This window comes from Nocardiopsis sp. LDBS1602, assembly GCF_035818715.1.
GTDB classification, from domain to species: Bacteria; Actinomycetota; Actinomycetes; order Streptosporangiales; family Streptosporangiaceae; genus Nocardiopsis; species Nocardiopsis alba.
On sequence record NZ_JAYLVW010000001.1, the window covers coordinates 1,204,439 to 1,219,603 of the forward strand.

A 15,165-nucleotide genomic window follows, 5' to 3' on the forward strand; every position below is an offset into this window, starting at 1 on the left:
GTGGATCGGCCCTGAGGAACGCCACCCCACGGGCCCCTGCGAACGGACACTCATGCGCGACGACCACGGGTCCGTGGTGCCCCTCTACCACTGGCTGAACAAGATCCCCGGCGGGGCCATGCTCATCCCGCTGATCCTGGGATCCGTGCTGGGCACCTTCGCCCCGGCCGCCCTCGACATCGGCAGCTTCACCACCGCGTTGTTCAAGGACAGCGCCCTGCCGCTGATCGCGCTCCTGATCTTCGCCACCGGCACCCAGGTCACCCTCCGCACCAGTGGTCCCGTCCTGGCCACCACCGGCGTGGTCCTCCTGGGCAAGAGCGTCATCCCCGGCCTGCTCATCGTCGCCCTGGCCATGGTCACCGGCCCCGAGGGCGTCCTCGGCGTCTCCATCCTGGCGATGATCGCCGCCGCCACCAACGCCAACGGCGGACTGTGGCTCGCCATCACCGGCCAGTACGGACGCACCAAGGACCGGGGCGCCTACATCGCCGGAGCGGTCAACGACGGCCCCTTCTTCGCCCTCCTGTTCATCGGCGCCTCCGGCCTCGGCCAGATCCCGTTCGTCACCCTGCTCGCCGCGATCCTGCCCTTCCTTCTGGGCGTGGTGATCGGCAACGTCGACGCCCAGTGGCGCTCGGTGCTCAAGCCCGTGCCCGGCATCGTCATCCCCTTCTTCGCCTTCGCCCTCGGTACCGGAATCGACCTCGGCGACGTCGCCCGAGGCGGTCTGACCGGCGTCCTGATGGGTGTGGTCATCACCCTGTTCACCGGCGGACTGGTCTACCTGGGCTACCGCTTCCTGCTCCGACGCGGTGGAGAGTCCGGCGTCGGCTTCGCCGCCGGCACCACCTCCGGCAACGCCGTGGCCACCCCGGCCGTCGTCGCCGCCGCGGACCCCTCCTTCAGCGCCTACGTGGGCACCGCCACCTCCCAGGTCGCCGCGAGCGTCCTGGTCACCGCCCTCCTCGCCCCTCTGGTCACCACCTGGGTCCTGCGCCGCGCCGGCGCCCGCCCGGCCGAGGCCGAACGAGAGGAGCTGGAGGCCGCCGCCGCGGCCACCGCCACGAAGGGGGCCGCCTCGTGACCACCCCGCGCATCGCGATCGTCGCCGACGACCTGACCGGCGCGGGCGACACCGCCGTCCAGTTCGTCCACGCGGGTCACCGCACCGAACTCCGCCTCACCCCGGCCGGTGGTGACGCCGACGTCGTCGCCATCACCACCGACTCCCGGGCCCTGCCCGCGGAGGAGGCCTCCGCCACCGTCGCCCGCGCCGTACGCGACCTGCGAGAGGCCGGTGTCGGGCTGGTCTACAAGAAGGTGGACTCCACCCTGCGCGGTCCGCTGCGCGCCGAGATCGACGGGGCCCTGTCCTCCTGGACCCCCGACGCGGTGGCCGTGGTCTGCCCGGCCTTCCCCGCCACAGGGCGCGTCGTCCAGGACGGGATCCTGCTCGTGGACGGCGTGGAGGTCCATCGCACCGCCGTCGGCCGCGACCCGGTGACCCCGGTGACCGAGAGCGACGTCGCCGCGCTGCTCGGCGCCGAACACGTCGTCCTGACCGGTGACACGGCCGCGGAGGACGCGGCCCTCCTGCGCGCGGCGGGGCCCGTGGTCGTCGTGGACGCCCGGACCGACGAGGACCTGGACCGGGTCGCGGCGGCCGTCGTCGCGCTCGGCCCCGACGCCCTCCCGGTGGGCTCCGCCGGGCTCGCCACCCGGCTCGCCCGTTCCCGGCCTCCGCGCACCGGCCTCGCGCCCTCGCTCGTCATGGTCACCTCCCTGCACGGCGTCGCCCGCGAACAGGTCGCCCGACTGGCCGACGACCCCGGCACCCGGCTGGAGCGTCCCGAGCCCGAGGACCTGGCCGACGACCTCTCCTGGCGCCGGTGGAGCGACACCGTCCTGGAGCGCTTCGACACCGAGGCGCCCCGGACCGTGATCGTGGCTCCGGAGGACCGGGGCGGTTCCCTCTCCCCGGAGGACGTGTCCCGCCGGTTGGGGGCCCTCTGCTCCGACATCGCCGAGCGACACGAGATCTCCGGGTTCGTGGTCACCGGAGGCGACGGCGCCCGCGCCCTCACCTCCCGGCTGGAGGCCGACGCCATCCGGCTGACCGGAGAGGTCGCCCCCGGCATCCCGATCGGCGCCCTGTCGGGCGGCCCCCGACACGGCCTCACCATCGTCACCAAGGCGGGGGGCTTCGGCTCCCCCACCGCACTCTTGGACGCCGCCGAGGCGGTCCGTCACACGAAAGGCAGCAACGAATGAGCCGTCCCACTCTCGCGGTCACCCTCGGCGACGTCGCCGGGATCGGTCCGGAGATCACCGCCAAGTCCCTGCTGCGCCACCCCGAGGTGCGCGAGGTCTCCCGTCCGGTGGTGGTCGGTGACGCCGACGCGCTGCGCAACGCCGTCCGCGCGGTGGGCGAGGACCCCGACGCGGTCAACCCGATCGCGTCCCCCGCGGACGCCGCCGACGACCCCGCCGTCATCGACATCGTGCAGACCGGCCCCTCCCTGGGCCACGTCCCCGCCGGCGAGCTGAGCGCCGAGGCCGGCGACGGGGCCGCCCGCTTCGTCATCGAGGCCGTGGACCTGGCCAAGCGCGGCCTGGTCGACGGCATCGTCACCCCGCCGCTGAACAAGGCCGCGATGCACCTGGGCGGGCACGCCTGGCCCGGCCACACCGAACTGCTCGCCCACGAGTTCGGGGTGAGCGACTACAGCCTGGTGCTGTCCGCCGGCGAGCTGTCCTTCTTCCACCTCACCACCCACGTCTCGCTGCGTCAGGCGATCGAGGACGTCACCCGGGAGCGGACCCTGGAGGTACTGCGTCTGATGGGCGCCTTCGCCCGCGCCCAGGGCTCCCCCGACGAGCCCATCGGCGTGGCCGGACTGAACCCGCACGCCGGTGAGAACCGGCTCTTCGGAGACGAGGACGCCGACGTCCTCGCCCCGGCGGTCGAACTGGCCCGGGCCGAGGGGATCAACGCCCACGGTCCGCTGCCCGCCGACGCCCTCGTCCCGGCCGCCGTGCGCGGGAACTGGAAGCTGGTGGCGGTCTGCTACCACGACCAGGGCCACGCCCCGTTCAAGGCCGTCTACGGCGACGACGGGGTCAACATCACCGCCGGCCTGCCCGTGGTGCGGGTGTCGGTCGACCACGGCACCGCCTTCGACATCGCCGGCAAGGGCATCGCCCGCGAGGCCAGCCTGGTCCTGGCCCTGCGCCGGGCCGCGGAGCTCGCCCCCGGTTGGGGCCACGTGTGGCGGGCCACCAACCCCGGAGCCTGAGCCCGGCGGCCGCACCACGGGGGCGCGGCCGTCCGACCCCCTGTTCCCGGACACCACCGGGAACAGGGGGTCTCGTCGTTCCCGGACCATAGAATGAACGCCATGCCTGTCGACCGTTCCGCCCCCCGCCCCCTGCACGCCCAGGTGGCCGACGTGCTCCGCGCGCAGATCCGCGACCACACGATCGCCCCCGGCGAGACGCTGCCCAGCGAGGCGGCGCTCCGTGAACGGTTCGGGGTCTCCCGCAGCGTCGTACGCCAGGCCCTGTCCACCCTGGAGGACGAGGGCACCGTACGCCGGGCCCGGGGTCGGGCCCCGGTCGCGGCCGTGCGCACCGAACACCACCGGCTCGTGCAACGGGTGACCGGTCTGTTCGACCAGTTCTCCGCCGAGGGCCTCTCCCTGACCACGGCCGTGGTCGCGCTGACCGCGGTGGAGACGGGGATCCCGGCCGCCGAGGAGCACCTGGGCACCCGTTCCCTGCTGCGGCTGGAACGGGTGCGTTCGGTGGACGGGGACCCCCTGTCCTACGTGCGCACCTGGCTGCCCGCGGACCGCTTCGCCGGTCTGGAGGCGTCGATGTTGGCCGACGCCTCCCTGCACCGTCTGATGGAGTCCCGGTTCGGGGTCGTACCGACCAGCGGACGCCGCCAGATCCGGGCCGTGCCCGCCGCCCCGGAGATCGCCCGCGAGCTCGGTGTGCCCGAAGGGATGCCGCTCCTGCTCCTGGAGGGCGGTACCTTCGACCGTTCCGGCGCCCCGTTGGAATGGTTCGAGAGCTGGCACCGGTCGGACCGGGTGGTCTTCGATATCGAGGCCGACGGCGCCACCGACCAGGTGAACATGGCCCCCGGGCCCGCCTTGAGCAGGCGCTCCGAGACGAACCACCGGGAGAACACGAAGGCCCCGGAACTGGAGCGCGCGGTGGCCCTGGCCGAGGAGCTGCGCGCCGAACTCGACCGGCTCCGGGCCTGAGACGACTCCCCACACCCCTCACGGAGGCGCCCGTGCCCGAACCGCTCCCCCGCCCGATCACGGGTGTGTTCGTCCGTCAGGTCGTCCAGACCGCGTGCCCGGGCCACTTCGCCCTGATGTGGCTGGACGCCGCGCCGCCGCCCGAGGGCGCGGAGACGGATCGGGCCGTGGACGTCGTCGACGACCTGCCGCCGCTCTGCCGCGAACCTCTCGCCCCGCTCCCGGGCGACTTCGCCCGGGCGTTCGCCGAGGGTTTCCGGAGACGCTGGTCGATCCTGGGGCCGGACCGGTGTCCCCCCTACACGGTCCGGATCGTCCTCCGCGACGCGCTCTGGCACGAGGTCGACTCCAACACCCACGGCTTCGAGCGCGCCGGGGTCCTGGCGGCCGACGAGATCCTCTCCTGTGTCCGAGAGGGACGTCCCCCTCGGCCGGCCGGACGGCCGGTCCGGCCCGACGCCCGGATCCCGCCGATGCCGCGGCTCACCCTCGACGGGCGGCCCGGAGGCGACGGACCGCCCGGGTGAACGGCGTCAGCGCACGGCCGGGGAACCGCAGCACTTCTTGTACTTGCGTCCCGAACCGCACCAGCAGGCGGCGTTGCGCTCCGGCGGCCAGACGACCGGGCGCGCGGAGTCGGCGTCCAGGGTCCGCGCCCAGGAGCGGAGGGTGTCCGGGTCCTTCGGATCGAGACCGCGCTCCCGAGCGTGGGCGTCGATCTCCCCGGGGTCGGCCCTCACCACGAAGCGGAGCTCCCCGGCGCTCTCCCGCAGGCCGCGCTCGACGTCCTCGTAGTACGACCGCTCCTCTCCGGTGAGCACCACCCTCACTCGCGCGGTCGGGTCCTCGAAGGTTCCCCCTTCCTCCGCGGTCCCGTCCAGTCGGCCCATCTCGTCCACGAGGGAGGGTCCGCCCTCGCCCGCCGCGAGGACGGCGCGGTCGTGCTCGTCCGCGGGCAACCCGAGCCGTTCCCGTACGCGGGCGCGTCCCGTCAACGGCAGCAGCCCGACCGGGTCCATCCCCTCCACGAGCTCGACCGGCGCCGCGAGCAGACTGCGACAGGCGACGTTGTAGCAGTACAGGGCCCGATCCAGGTCTCCGGCCTCGGCGAACTCGTCGGCCAGCACCGCCGCCATGGGGCGGCCCAGGACACCGGGGCGCATGAGCTCCTCGATGAGCCGGTCGGCCTCCTCCGCCCGGCCCTCCTCGCGGAGCAGGCGCGCCGACATGTGCACGGCGTACTGACGGTGGTCGGCGTCGGGGGCCCGGTCGCGCAGCAGGTCGAGCACCCGCCGGGCCGTATCGGGGCGGGACCCGCGCAGTTCGTAGGCGGCGTTCAGGAGGATCTCCCCCGCCGCGTCGGGGGACTGCGCCAGATCGTCGATGACGTGCTGCGGCAGATCCGTGTCCAGGATCGCCGCCACCAGCCCGGGGTCGAGGGGGGCCGAGAATGCGGGTTCGGTCATCCCTCCAGGCTAGCCCCCGCGCCGTCCGCCCATCGCCCCTCCGGACGGTGCTCCCGGCCACGTGGATCGGACGCGCGCGCGTTCGTTCGGCCCTCCACCGTCTCCTCCTCGTGAAGACGGTCGAAGGCGCCTGCCGGGTTCTCCCGGGTCGGCAGCGCCTCCACGAACGGCAGCAGTTCCCGCCGGGCCACCCCGTGGACACGACGCAGCTCGGCGACCGGGTCCGTGTGCTCGTCCACCCTCAGATCCAGGTGGGGATAGGGGTTCCCGGTGTGCACGTACAGCGCGGCGCTCTGCCTCCCTCGACGGTCGCCCCCGGCCGCCTGGCCGGCCTCCAGGGCGCGCAACAGCCGTTCGTCGAACGGAAGGTCGGCCCCCGACTCCCAGGCCTCGGCCATCGCGTCGAGGGTGGCGCCGCCGGTCAGGATGTTCCCGGCCACCGCGTACCCCTCCCCCGTCCGATGGCCGCGCCAGGGGTGGGTCATGAACCCCGTGTGCGCGGCGGCGCGGCCCGTCCGGTCCACCACGGCCACCTGACGTGAGTCGGGCTCGGGGTCGTCGGCGAGCACGGCGGCCAACGCCTCGTCCGCGGGAAGGGTCCGCAACAGCTCCAGGGCGTCCACCCCCAGCAGGGGGTTGATCAACGCCTGGGTGGCGACGGCGCCCACGTCCGCGTGCGCGAACACCGTCAACGCCCCGATCGCGGGCATCCGGCTGGCGACCGCCACGCCGCACACCCCGGCCGCGGGGTCGTGGGCGACGATCGAGAAGGTCCCCGCGTACAACGACATCGCATGCTCCCGCTCGGTTCCGGTGAACGGAGATCGTATCGCCGGCGGGTTCACCGCCCCGCCACCCCCGTGGACACGGAACTTCACCTTGGGGGTCTGGTCGGAGCCCCTACCGAGGACCATCGTTGGAGGGACCGATATGTCGCACTCCCCCAAGGAGACATGTTGTCCACGTCCCCCTCCCTCCCCCGCGGTCCCCGTAGAACGGTGTCCGGCGCCCTGGCGACCCTCGCCGCGATCGTCATGGTCGCCGTCCTGGGCTGGGCCTCCCCCGCTTCGGCCCACCACTCCCTTCCGCCCGGCATCCCCTCCACCTCGGCCGCCCAGACCCAGCTCAACGGGTTGACGGTGCGCCCCAAGAACAGCGGATCCGGCTACGACCGCAGCCTCTTCCCGCACTGGGTCGTCGTCCAGAGCCCCTGCGACGCCCGTCAGCACGTGTTGCGTCGGGACGGACACACCGTCCAGGTGGACGGGAACTGCCGACCGACCTCGGGCCGCTGGTCCAGCGACTACGACGGCGTCTGGACCGACAACCCCTCCGACTTCGACATCGACCACATGGTGCCCCTGTACGACGCGTGGCGTTCCGGCGCCGACCGATGGACCACCGACCGGCGACGCTCCTTCGCCAACGACGTGTCCGCTCCCCAACTGTGGGCGGTGAGCGCCTCCAGCAACCGCTCCAAGGGCGACCGCGACCCCTCCCAGTGGATGCCGCCCAGGACCGCGATCCACTGTGACTACGTCAAGGCGTGGGTCAACGTGAAGCACCGGTACGGCCTGTCGGTGACCAGCGCGGAGAAGTCCTCCATCCAGAACACCATCAATACCCGCTGCTGAGTCGTTCCCGGCGTCCGGGCACGAGCGCCCCGGTTCCGTTCCCGGACACGACGACGGCCGGTGAGACCCCCTCCCCGGGGCCTCACCGGCCGTTCGCGACGGGCTCGCCGATCACCCGCGCCGGCGGGGTCCGGCTACCAGACGTCACCGTTCGGGAGCTCCCGCAGGGCCGGGCGCACCGCGTCGAGCACCGTCGGGAACCACACGGAGAACGTCCCCTCCGCGCGTGCCCGTTCCAACCCCTCCGGGTCGACGAGGAGCGTCTCGTGGATCTCCTCCGGATCCGGGTTCACCTCCCGGTCCACGAGACCGACGAACAGGTGGTTGTACTCGCGTTCCACCAGACCGGAGATCGGGTCCGGATGGTGGTAGGACACGGTCCCGGCCTCGCGCATCAGCGAGGGCGACAGTCCCAGTTCCTCGCCCACCCGTCGGGCCGCGGCCGCGAACGGCTGCTCCCCCGGATAGGGGTGACCGCAGCAGGTGTTGGACCACACCCCGGGCGAGTGGTACTTGGACAGGGAACGACGCTGGAGCAGGAGACGCCCCCGGCCGTCGAGGAGGAAGACCGAGAAGGCCCGGTGCAGGACCCCCGGGGCCCGGTGCGCGGCCAGCTTCTCGGAGGTGCCCGTGGTCCGTCCGGACTCGTCGACCAGCTCGAGCATGATCGGACGCCGTTCGTCGGACACGGACTCGGGCGTTCCGGTGTCTGTACTGATGGTCATGGACACCCTTCGTGATCGGTGGCGGGCGCCCGCCGTGATGGAGGCGGACGCCCGAAGTCGGTTCCCCGGAGCCGGAGCGCGGGGTCAGACCCGGTCGGCGGCGATGAGCAGGTAGTGGAAGCTGCCCTCCTTGTAGGCCGTGAGGAAGGGCTCCTCGATCCCGGTGGCCACCGAGGAGCGCGCCCGCAACTCCCAGTATGGGATGGTCGCGGCGGTGAGGTCGACGACGTGCATCGGAACGAGGCCGTTGGCCGACATCGCCCGGAAGTACTCGCTCCGGGGGTGGATGTTGCACGTGTAGTGCTCGTCGATCCGGCTGACCGCCTTGGAACGGCCACCGGTCACGTCGTTGTAGCAACCGGTGATGGTGACGTAACGGCCACCGTACTCCAGAAGACGCGCGTGCTCGCTGAAGAGGTCGAACAGGTCCACGTACATCGTGGACTCGTTGTTCCAGGTGGCCCGCATCGAGCCCGTCTCGAAGCCGGTGTCCAGCATGTTGCGGAAGTGGAAGCGCACCTTGTCGTCCACCCCCCGCTCACGGGCCTGGGCGTTGGCGAACTCGACCTGCTGCTCGGAGATGCTCACCCCGTCCACGCTGCAACCGAAGCGGGCGTTGGCCATGAAGCTGGTCCCGCCGCGGCCGGAGCCGGTGTCCTGGATTCGGTCGTCGGGCCCGATCGCGCCGAGGTGGTCCAGGAGCACGTCGGCCTGGGCCGTCTCCAGTCGGTGCATCTCCTCGATGATGCGCTGATCGCGGGTCTCCTCGGGGCCCTCCAGCACGGACGGGTCGTAGTCGCCGATCCCGTAGTGGTGGTGGAAGAGCCCGTCGACCTCGCCCAGGCGAATGTTGACCGGATCCTTCTCGGCGTTCCAGTAGGCGGCCACCGACCTCTGGTAGTCGGTACGCAGCACCCGGGTGTCGGAGGGCATGGTCGTGGTCATCGTGTGTACTCCTTGGTCGTGTGTTCCCGGCCTGAGGGAGGCCGGTGAGGGGTCTATCGGGGTCAGGCTCCGCCACCGTGGTAGCGGGCCGTGCGGGCGTGCCACTCGCGGCTGCCGCCGAGCCAGGCCCAGACCCCGGCGAGGAAACGCCGCAGTTCGGGTGACCCGGTCAGCGCCAGAGCGGCCGCCTCGGTCTCGTAGGTGTGCATGATCTCGTCGTGGATCAGGACACTGCGCTCGATCGCCTCGCGCTCCGAGCAGTTCTCCTCGGTGGCGATCAGCCTCGGCACGCTGAAATCGGAGGGGTCCTCCTTGCCCATGGAGTACAGGTCGTTCACGATCACGCTGGCCGAGCCGGCCAGGGTGAACACACGACGTACCCGAGGGTCGGAGAACTCGGCCTGGGACAGCTCGTAGCCGGCGACCGCGTCGATGAGCACCATGCAGGGCACGAAACTGTTCTCGTGCCGGTGCATGAGGAACTCCCAGACCGGGGGGCGCTGGCCGGTCGCCGCCCAGACCGCCTCCTGGTTGTAGGCCACGAACATGATGGCCAGCTCGTGGCGGAGTCGACGGACCTGGGCCGCCGAGGCGTACTCGGACAGGTTGTCCAGGGCCGCGCGCAACGCCACCATGACCGGGTCGGCCTGGACGACCTCCTCCAACTGCGGGGCGTACCGCAGCGGCAGGTGCGCCTGGTCGATCACCGAGTGGGCGATCGCCAGCCGCTGCCCCAACAGCTCCGGGCGGGCCTCCTCCACCTCACCGTCCACGTAGTGGTCGTCCACGGACCACTCGGACAGGGCGCACTTGGCCGCGGCCAGCAGCCGCTCGACGTCGTCGGTCTCGGGGTGGGCGAGCATGATGAGGCGTCCGAAGTCGCACGCGCGCACCCGGTCGAGTTGACCGGGATAGACACCGACCTCCTCGGCCCATTCGACCAGTCGGTCGTTGATCTCCTCGCCCAGCGCCGGGTCGTCCCGGACCGCGGGAGGGCAGTAGAGCACCGGGACCGACGAACCTTTGTCGTCCCCCCGTACGCCGGGGGCCGCGGGGGCGTCCGGGAGCCGGGTCCCCGACGTTCCCCGCGCGTTCTCGACCGGGGCGGGCCGAGGGGGCGACAGGATCGTGGCCGCCGAGGTGCCGAATCCGGTCGGTCCACCCGGGATACGGAGCCCGGTGGGACCGCTCGGCGGGCGCGTGCCCGTCCGATTCCGCACCGCGAGCCGGGGCGTCGACGGAAGGTCGGGGCTGCCCGGACGTTTCGGGTCGCGGAGCAGGGCGCGCACCAGATCCGCCGTCATGTGTCCGGCCGAGGGCGCGGACATCCGTGACAACAGTGACACTCAGGCCTCCTTCCCTGACGGTGTCGATCGCTCAGGCACGCGGGCGGACCTCGACGTTCTCCAGTACACCCAGGGCGTCCGGGACGAGGACGGCCGCGGAGTAGTAGGTGCTCACCAGGTAGGAGATGATCGCCTGGCCGTCGATGCCCATGAAGCGCGCGTTGAGGCCGGGCTCGACCTCGTCGGGCAGGCCGGTCTGGTGCAGCCCGATGACGCCCTCGTTGTCCTCACCGGTACGGACCGCGATGATCGACGAGGTCTGGTGGCCGGAGATCGGGATCTTGCCGCAGGGCAGGAGCGGGACGCCGCGCCAGGCCGGCAGCTGGTGACCGTTGACGTCGACCGTGCCGATGTTCAGCCCGCGCTTGTTGCACTCCTTGCCGAAGGCCGCGATGGCCCGAGGGTGGGCGAACATGAACTGCGTGTTGCGACGCATGGTGATCAGGTCGTCGAGGTCGTCCGGGGTGGGCGGCCCGGAGTGGGTCTGCACGCGCTGCTTGAAGTCGGCGTTGTGCAGCAGGCCGAACTCCCGGTTGTTGACCAGCTCGTGCTCCTGCCGCTCCCGCAGCGCCTCGATGGTCAGCCGGAGCTGGTGCTCGGTCTGGTTCATCGGCTTGTTGTAGAGGTCGGCGACGCGGGTGTGCACGCGCAGGACCGTCTGGGCCACGCTCAGCTCGTACTCGCGCGGCTTGAGCTCGTAGTCGACGAAGGTGCCGGGAAGGTCCACCTCGCCGGTGTGACCGGAGGAGAGGGCGATCTCCGCCTCGCCGTGCTTGTTCTGCCCCCGCTCCGGCACCGACAGGAACCTCTGGATCTGGGCCTGAAGGCTCGGGGAGTCGTCCAGGAGCGCGATGAACTCCCGGCGCGGCAGCTCCAGCAGGGTGCCCGAGGTCGCGGCCTTGACCGTGTAGTCCCAGGTCGGCTCGGTGTCGAGGAGGTAGCGCTCTCCGAAGTTGTCACCGTCGGCCAGGACCCCCAGCCGGTTGGTCTCGCCGTAGGCGCCCTCGCTGGTCTTGTGCACGCGGCCGTGGGCCAGCAGGTAGAGGTGCTCGGCCGACGTCCCCTGCTCGGCCAACACCTCGCCGGGCTCGAACTCGCGCTGGACGAAGCGCCCGGCGAGCGCCTCCAGCACCTCGATGTCGTCGTAGTCGCGCAGCATCGCGAGTTCCCCGAGTTCGCGCGGGATCACCCGCACCTCGGAACCGGTCTGCACGAACTCGATCCGACCATCGCCGACGGTGTAGGTCAGGCGGCGGTTGACCCGGTAGGCACCGCCGTCGGTCTGCACCCAGGGCAGCATCCTGAGCAGCCATCGGGAGCTCTTCCCCTGCATCTGCGGGGCGGACTTGGTGGTGGTGGCCAGGTTTCGGGCCGCCGCGGTGGTCAGGCTCCGCTGTTGGCCGGTCCGTACCTCGGGGGTCGAGTCGATCGACATCGGCTGTGTGTCTCCTCATGGTGGTCGACGTCCGTACGGGGGCACGGACGGAGAAAGGGCTACCAAAAAGACGAAATACGACCTGTTCCGGTCTTCGCCGGTTCAAGGACCGTCGACCACCCTAGGAGAAAGACACCACCCGGTGACCAAGAACAACTTTTTCAGACAACAGAAGAATGAGCACTTCGATACCGATACCCAGAACGGATATATGACACCAACCCCCTCCTTTCGCCCATGCACCCCTGAGGAGAATACCCATCACAACCACCACGACCAGCGATGACACACGAAGCCGGCCGTAGCCGGCTTGAAACCGCCCATCCGATCCTCATGGGAACAAGAAGCCCATGGACATGGAAATCGCCCACGACAAACCGACAATCCGCCGCATCACCCACTCTGAACACGCCTCCTTTTCGGCCACCCCGAGAAAACCCCGAAAAGCCGTGTTCCACACATTTCCCCAAGGCCCGGAACCCGGACGAGCCGTCCCTTCGGGGTCCGCGACGTCCCCGGCCTCCTCTAATCTGTGCGGCACCCCCGTCCCCGGAGAGAAAGGCCGCTCTTGTCCCGGCCCCTCGACATCCGCCTCTGCCACGTCGTCCCTCCCCTGGCCCACACCTGCGACGACACCGCCCATCGCGCCCTCGCGCACCCGCGCATCACCGAGGAACGGTGGTGGCGACGCGTACGTCTGCCCCTGGTGACGGGACGGATCGGCGCCGAATCCGTCGCGACCGGACTGGCCCGACTCGCCCTGGAACGCTGGGAGGGGCACGCCCTGGGCGAGGTGATGCCCGCGCTGTACGCGGCCGGCGAGAGGCCCTCCGTACTCGCCACCCCCGTATGGCGCCTCCGCGAACCGGTGGGCGCCGAGGCCGCCCACGAGTACCTGCGCGACCTCTTCCTCACCGTGCTGGACCGTCTGCCCCGAGAGGACGTCGACCGAGAGGCCGACGGCACGACGGCCGCTCGGGTCGAGAGGGCGCCGACCACGATGCCCCGCCGGACCGACGTCCCCGAGCAGGACCGGCCGTCCCCCGAACGACCCACCCGCTCCTACGTCCATGAACTCGAGACCCACCTGTCCTCCGACGACGAACGCCGTCGCGCGGTGGCCGTCCGACGCGTCTTCAGCCGAACGCCCGAGACCCTCGACAGCCTCGGCGAATCCTTCGGGGTCACCCGGGAACGCATCCGCCAGATCCACAAACAGATCCGCGAGGACCTGCGCGCCCGCCTGGAAGGGCCCGAGGGCGCGTTCACCGCCGCCCACCTGCGTTCGCTCACCACCGCGCTGGGAACGGCGACCCCGTTGAAGGCCTTCTGGAACCTGGACCCCGGCCACCGGCACCTCATCCCCTCCCTCGGCCTACCGGTGGGCGAGATCCTCCTGGCCCTACTGCCCGAACACCGCGTGGCCGGCGACTGGATCGTCACCGGCGCCTCGACCTCCCTCGCCGAACGGTTCTCCGAGGAGCTGAGCCGACGGATCGTGCTCCCCCTCCACGAGGCCACGGCCCTACTCCTCGACGGAGGCGTCCCGAGCGAACACACCGGCGCCTGGCTGGAGACCCTCCCCAGGACCCGGATCATGGACGGGCACCTCGTCCTCTGGGGGCGCAACCTCCCCGACAAGGCGTTCGCCGTCCTGTCCCTGGCCGGTCGCCCCCTGCACTTCGACGAACTCGTCGAGCGGGTCGGCGGCGACTTCAACGAGTCCGGGTTCCGCGAACGGGTCCACGGCGACGAACGCATCGTGCGCAGGGACCGCCGTCTCTTCGGCCTGCGCTCCTGGGGCGGCAGGGAGTACCTCGGGCTGGAGGAGACCATCCGCCGCGAGTTGGAGCGGGCCGGCGGCGATATGGCCGTCTCCGACCTCGTCGAACGGATCACCGGATGGTTCGACGTCACCGAGAACTCGATCCGGGCCATGGCCTCCGGCAGCGCCTTCGCCCGACCCGCCCCGGGCCGGGTCGCCCTCCCCGGGACCGTCCCCGACCACGCCACCGCCCCCTACCGCCCCAAGCGCACCGTGGAACGCACCCGTCGCTGTTTCCGTTGCCCGGACGGCGTCTGGTGGCTTCGAGTGGACCTGAACGGCGAACATCTACGCGGCTCCGGCTTTCCCATCCCCAGCGGCTTCGCCGCGTGGATCGGCATGCGCCCCGGCCACCGCCTCCCCGTCCGCATCGGCGACCGCGACTCGGTGGCGGCGTGGAAGAACCAGCCCCTCATGAACTCGATCCGTCCCCTCCTCCTCGCCGAGGAGGCCCGGGTCGGCGACCACGCCTTCATCACCCTCGCCGAGGGACGTCTCCTCTGCCGGGTCCACCGCCACGACCCCGCCCCGGCCGACCCCCTCGCCCACGCCCTGAGCCTCGCGGGCCTCCCCGACCCGGTTTCGGGCACCGAAGGCCTGACCCTCCTGACCAGGGCCGTCGGCCTACCGGAGGCGACCGCCCCCGACCACCTTCTCGCCCATCTCGCCGACCGGGGCGACCACGACCTCCTCGCCGCCCTCACCCCCACCGACTGACTCGAACCCCGGGGGGAGACCGCCCTCTCGATGGACCTCAGAGCACCCGGCCCCCTCGGCCAAAAAAGGTTTGGCAAGAGAGATACTTGAAATACGAGTAATACCATCGACACTTTGGGTAGTGTCGACGTGAGGGGACCGGCCGAACACGGCCGAAGCCCCGTTCCCGGAGGGAGACCATGACCGCCGCCAAAGCAGGACACACCCCGTCGACGACGTCCTCACTCCTCGCGGCCCTGGTCTTCGCCGCCGCCGTGACCGCGGCCGCGCTCGTGGGCGTGCTCTCCAACACGGAGACCGCCGGAGACTACGCGGCCCTCCGACAACCGTCGTGGGCCCCGCCCTCCTGGCTCTTCGGGCCGGTGTGGACCGTCCTGTACGCGATGATCGCCGTCTCCGGCTGGCTGGTCTGGCGCCTGCGCGGCCTGCGTGGAGCCCGGACGGAACTGGCCCTGTTCACCGTCCAACTGCTGTTGAACGCGGCCTGGTCGCCCCTCTTCTTCGCCGCCGGGCTTCGCGGCACGGCCCTGGTCGACATCGTCCTGCTCTTGGCGGCCCTGGCGGTCACCATCGTCCTGTTCGCCCGCGTCTCCCGCTGGGCCGCCGCCCTCCTGGTGCCCTACTGGGTCTGGGTGGCGTTCGCGACCGCGCTCAACCTCTCCATCTGGTGGCTCAACATCGGCGTCTGACCACCGAGCGCCCGCCCTCAGGAGCGCGACGTGACCGCGCGATGCCCCGATACGTGGGCTGGACACATGGGGCGCCCGTAGCGGTGGATCCGAGCACCACCCATGAGAC

At 71.4% G+C, this 15,165-nt stretch carries 14 protein-coding genes; 8 read left to right on the forward strand and 6 right to left on the reverse strand.

Annotated features, from left to right (window positions below):
* Positions 1-52 precede the first annotated feature (52 nt).
* The 5 genes from U9J66_RS05495 to U9J66_RS05515 all read left to right on the forward strand — a co-directional run bounded on the left by U9J66_RS05495 (position 53) and on the right by U9J66_RS05515 (position 4,801).
* Positions 53-1,087 carry a 2-keto-3-deoxygluconate permease gene (locus U9J66_RS05495; RefSeq protein WP_161111665.1) on the forward strand — a complete coding sequence of 345 codons (1,035 nt, stop codon included), beginning with the start codon at positions 53-55 and terminating at the stop codon, positions 1,085-1,087.
* Positions 1,084-2,274 carry a four-carbon acid sugar kinase family protein gene (locus tag U9J66_RS05500; RefSeq protein WP_161111664.1) on the forward strand — a complete coding sequence of 397 codons (1,191 nt, stop codon included), beginning with the start codon at positions 1,084-1,086 and terminating at the stop codon, positions 2,272-2,274. The genes U9J66_RS05495 and U9J66_RS05500 overlap by 4 nt, the downstream gene beginning before the upstream one ends.
* Complete coding sequence (gene pdxA, locus U9J66_RS05505) at positions 2,271-3,299, forward strand: 4-hydroxythreonine-4-phosphate dehydrogenase PdxA (RefSeq protein ID WP_326337217.1); 1,029 nt, start codon at positions 2,271-2,273, stop codon at positions 3,297-3,299. The genes U9J66_RS05500 and pdxA overlap by 4 nt, the downstream gene beginning before the upstream one ends.
* A 93-nt stretch (positions 3,300-3,392) precedes the next feature.
* A complete protein-coding gene (locus tag U9J66_RS05510; protein ID WP_326337218.1) occupies positions 3,393-4,274 on the forward strand; it encodes a GntR family transcriptional regulator in 882 nt (293 codons plus the stop codon).
* A 32-nt stretch (positions 4,275-4,306) separates the two neighbouring features.
* Complete coding sequence (locus U9J66_RS05515) at positions 4,307-4,801, forward strand: hypothetical protein (RefSeq protein ID WP_326337219.1); 495 nt, start codon at positions 4,307-4,309, stop codon at positions 4,799-4,801.
* A 6-nt stretch (positions 4,802-4,807) separates the two neighbouring features.
* On the opposite strand, the gene U9J66_RS05520 is transcribed toward U9J66_RS05515, so the two are convergent.
* Both U9J66_RS05520 and U9J66_RS05525 read right to left on the reverse strand, forming a co-directional pair.
* Entirely contained in the window at positions 4,808-5,740 is a 933-nt protein-coding gene (locus U9J66_RS05520) for an SEC-C domain-containing protein (protein ID WP_326337220.1), read from the reverse strand.
* Complete coding sequence (locus U9J66_RS05525) at positions 5,737-6,525, reverse strand: DUF1028 domain-containing protein (protein ID WP_234305730.1); 789 nt, start codon at positions 6,523-6,525, stop codon at positions 5,737-5,739. Before U9J66_RS05525 ends, U9J66_RS05520 begins: the two co-directional genes overlap by 4 nt.
* A 168-nt stretch (positions 6,526-6,693) precedes the next feature.
* On the opposite strand from U9J66_RS05525, the gene U9J66_RS05530 reads away from it, so the two are divergent.
* The gene (locus tag U9J66_RS05530) at positions 6,694-7,374 is read left to right on the forward strand and encodes an HNH endonuclease family protein (protein WP_017533903.1); all 681 of its coding nucleotides are present in this window, start codon (positions 6,694-6,696) and stop codon (positions 7,372-7,374) included.
* Positions 7,375-7,508: 134 nt separating this feature from the next.
* Here the strand turns inward: U9J66_RS05530 and idi are convergent, their stop codons facing one another.
* From idi to U9J66_RS05550, 4 genes are all read right to left on the reverse strand, one after another.
* Positions 7,509-8,099, reverse strand: a complete 591-nt coding sequence (gene idi, locus U9J66_RS05535) for an isopentenyl-diphosphate Delta-isomerase (RefSeq protein WP_017533904.1) — start codon at positions 8,097-8,099, stop codon at positions 7,509-7,511.
* A gap of 84 nt (positions 8,100-8,183) precedes the next feature.
* A complete protein-coding gene (locus U9J66_RS05540; protein WP_326337221.1) occupies positions 8,184-9,044 on the reverse strand; it encodes a geranyl diphosphate 2-C-methyltransferase in 861 nt (286 codons plus the stop codon).
* A 62-nt stretch (positions 9,045-9,106) separates the two neighbouring features.
* A complete protein-coding gene (locus U9J66_RS05545; RefSeq protein WP_326337222.1) occupies positions 9,107-10,390 on the reverse strand; it encodes a family 2 encapsulin nanocompartment cargo protein terpene cyclase in 1,284 nt (427 codons plus the stop codon).
* 31 nt (positions 10,391-10,421) lie between these two features.
* Entirely contained in the window at positions 10,422-11,825 is a 1,404-nt protein-coding gene (locus U9J66_RS05550) for a family 2B encapsulin nanocompartment shell protein (RefSeq protein ID WP_014912272.1), read from the reverse strand.
* A 568-nt stretch (positions 11,826-12,393) separates the two neighbouring features.
* Between U9J66_RS05550 and U9J66_RS05555 the strand changes: the two genes are divergently transcribed.
* Positions 12,394-14,367 carry a sigma factor-like helix-turn-helix DNA-binding protein gene (locus tag U9J66_RS05555; RefSeq protein ID WP_326337223.1) on the forward strand — a complete coding sequence of 658 codons (1,974 nt, stop codon included), beginning with the start codon at positions 12,394-12,396 and terminating at the stop codon, positions 14,365-14,367.
* A gap of 179 nt (positions 14,368-14,546) precedes the next feature.
* Positions 14,547-15,056, forward strand: coding sequence for a TspO/MBR family protein (locus tag U9J66_RS05560; RefSeq protein WP_326337224.1), 510 nt, complete (start codon positions 14,547-14,549; stop codon positions 15,054-15,056).
* The last annotated feature ends 109 nt before the right edge of the window (positions 15,057-15,165 follow it).

Excerpts from the sequence above, each read along its gene's own strand:
- U9J66_RS05550 (WP_014912272.1), bottom strand. The coding sequence starts at position 11,825 with ATGTCGATCGACTCGACCCCCGAGGTACGGACCGGCCAACAGCGGAGC.
- U9J66_RS05560 (WP_326337224.1), top strand. The coding sequence starts at position 14,547 with ATGACCGCCGCCAAAGCAGGACACACCCCGTCGACGACGTCCTCACTC.
- idi (WP_017533904.1), bottom strand. The coding sequence starts at position 8,099 with ATGACCATCAGTACAGACACCGGAACGCCCGAGTCCGTGTCCGACGAA.
- U9J66_RS05530 (WP_017533903.1), top strand. The coding sequence starts at position 6,694 with ATGTTGTCCACGTCCCCCTCCCTCCCCCGCGGTCCCCGTAGAACGGTG.
- U9J66_RS05520 (WP_326337220.1), bottom strand. The coding sequence starts at position 5,740 with ATGACCGAACCCGCATTCTCGGCCCCCCTCGACCCCGGGCTGGTGGCG.
- U9J66_RS05540 (WP_326337221.1), bottom strand. The coding sequence starts at position 9,044 with ATGACCACGACCATGCCCTCCGACACCCGGGTGCTGCGTACCGACTAC.
- pdxA (WP_326337217.1), top strand. The coding sequence starts at position 2,271 with ATGAGCCGTCCCACTCTCGCGGTCACCCTCGGCGACGTCGCCGGGATC.
- U9J66_RS05495 (WP_161111665.1), top strand. The coding sequence starts at position 53 with ATGCGCGACGACCACGGGTCCGTGGTGCCCCTCTACCACTGGCTGAAC.
- U9J66_RS05510 (WP_326337218.1), top strand. The coding sequence starts at position 3,393 with ATGAACGCCATGCCTGTCGACCGTTCCGCCCCCCGCCCCCTGCACGCC.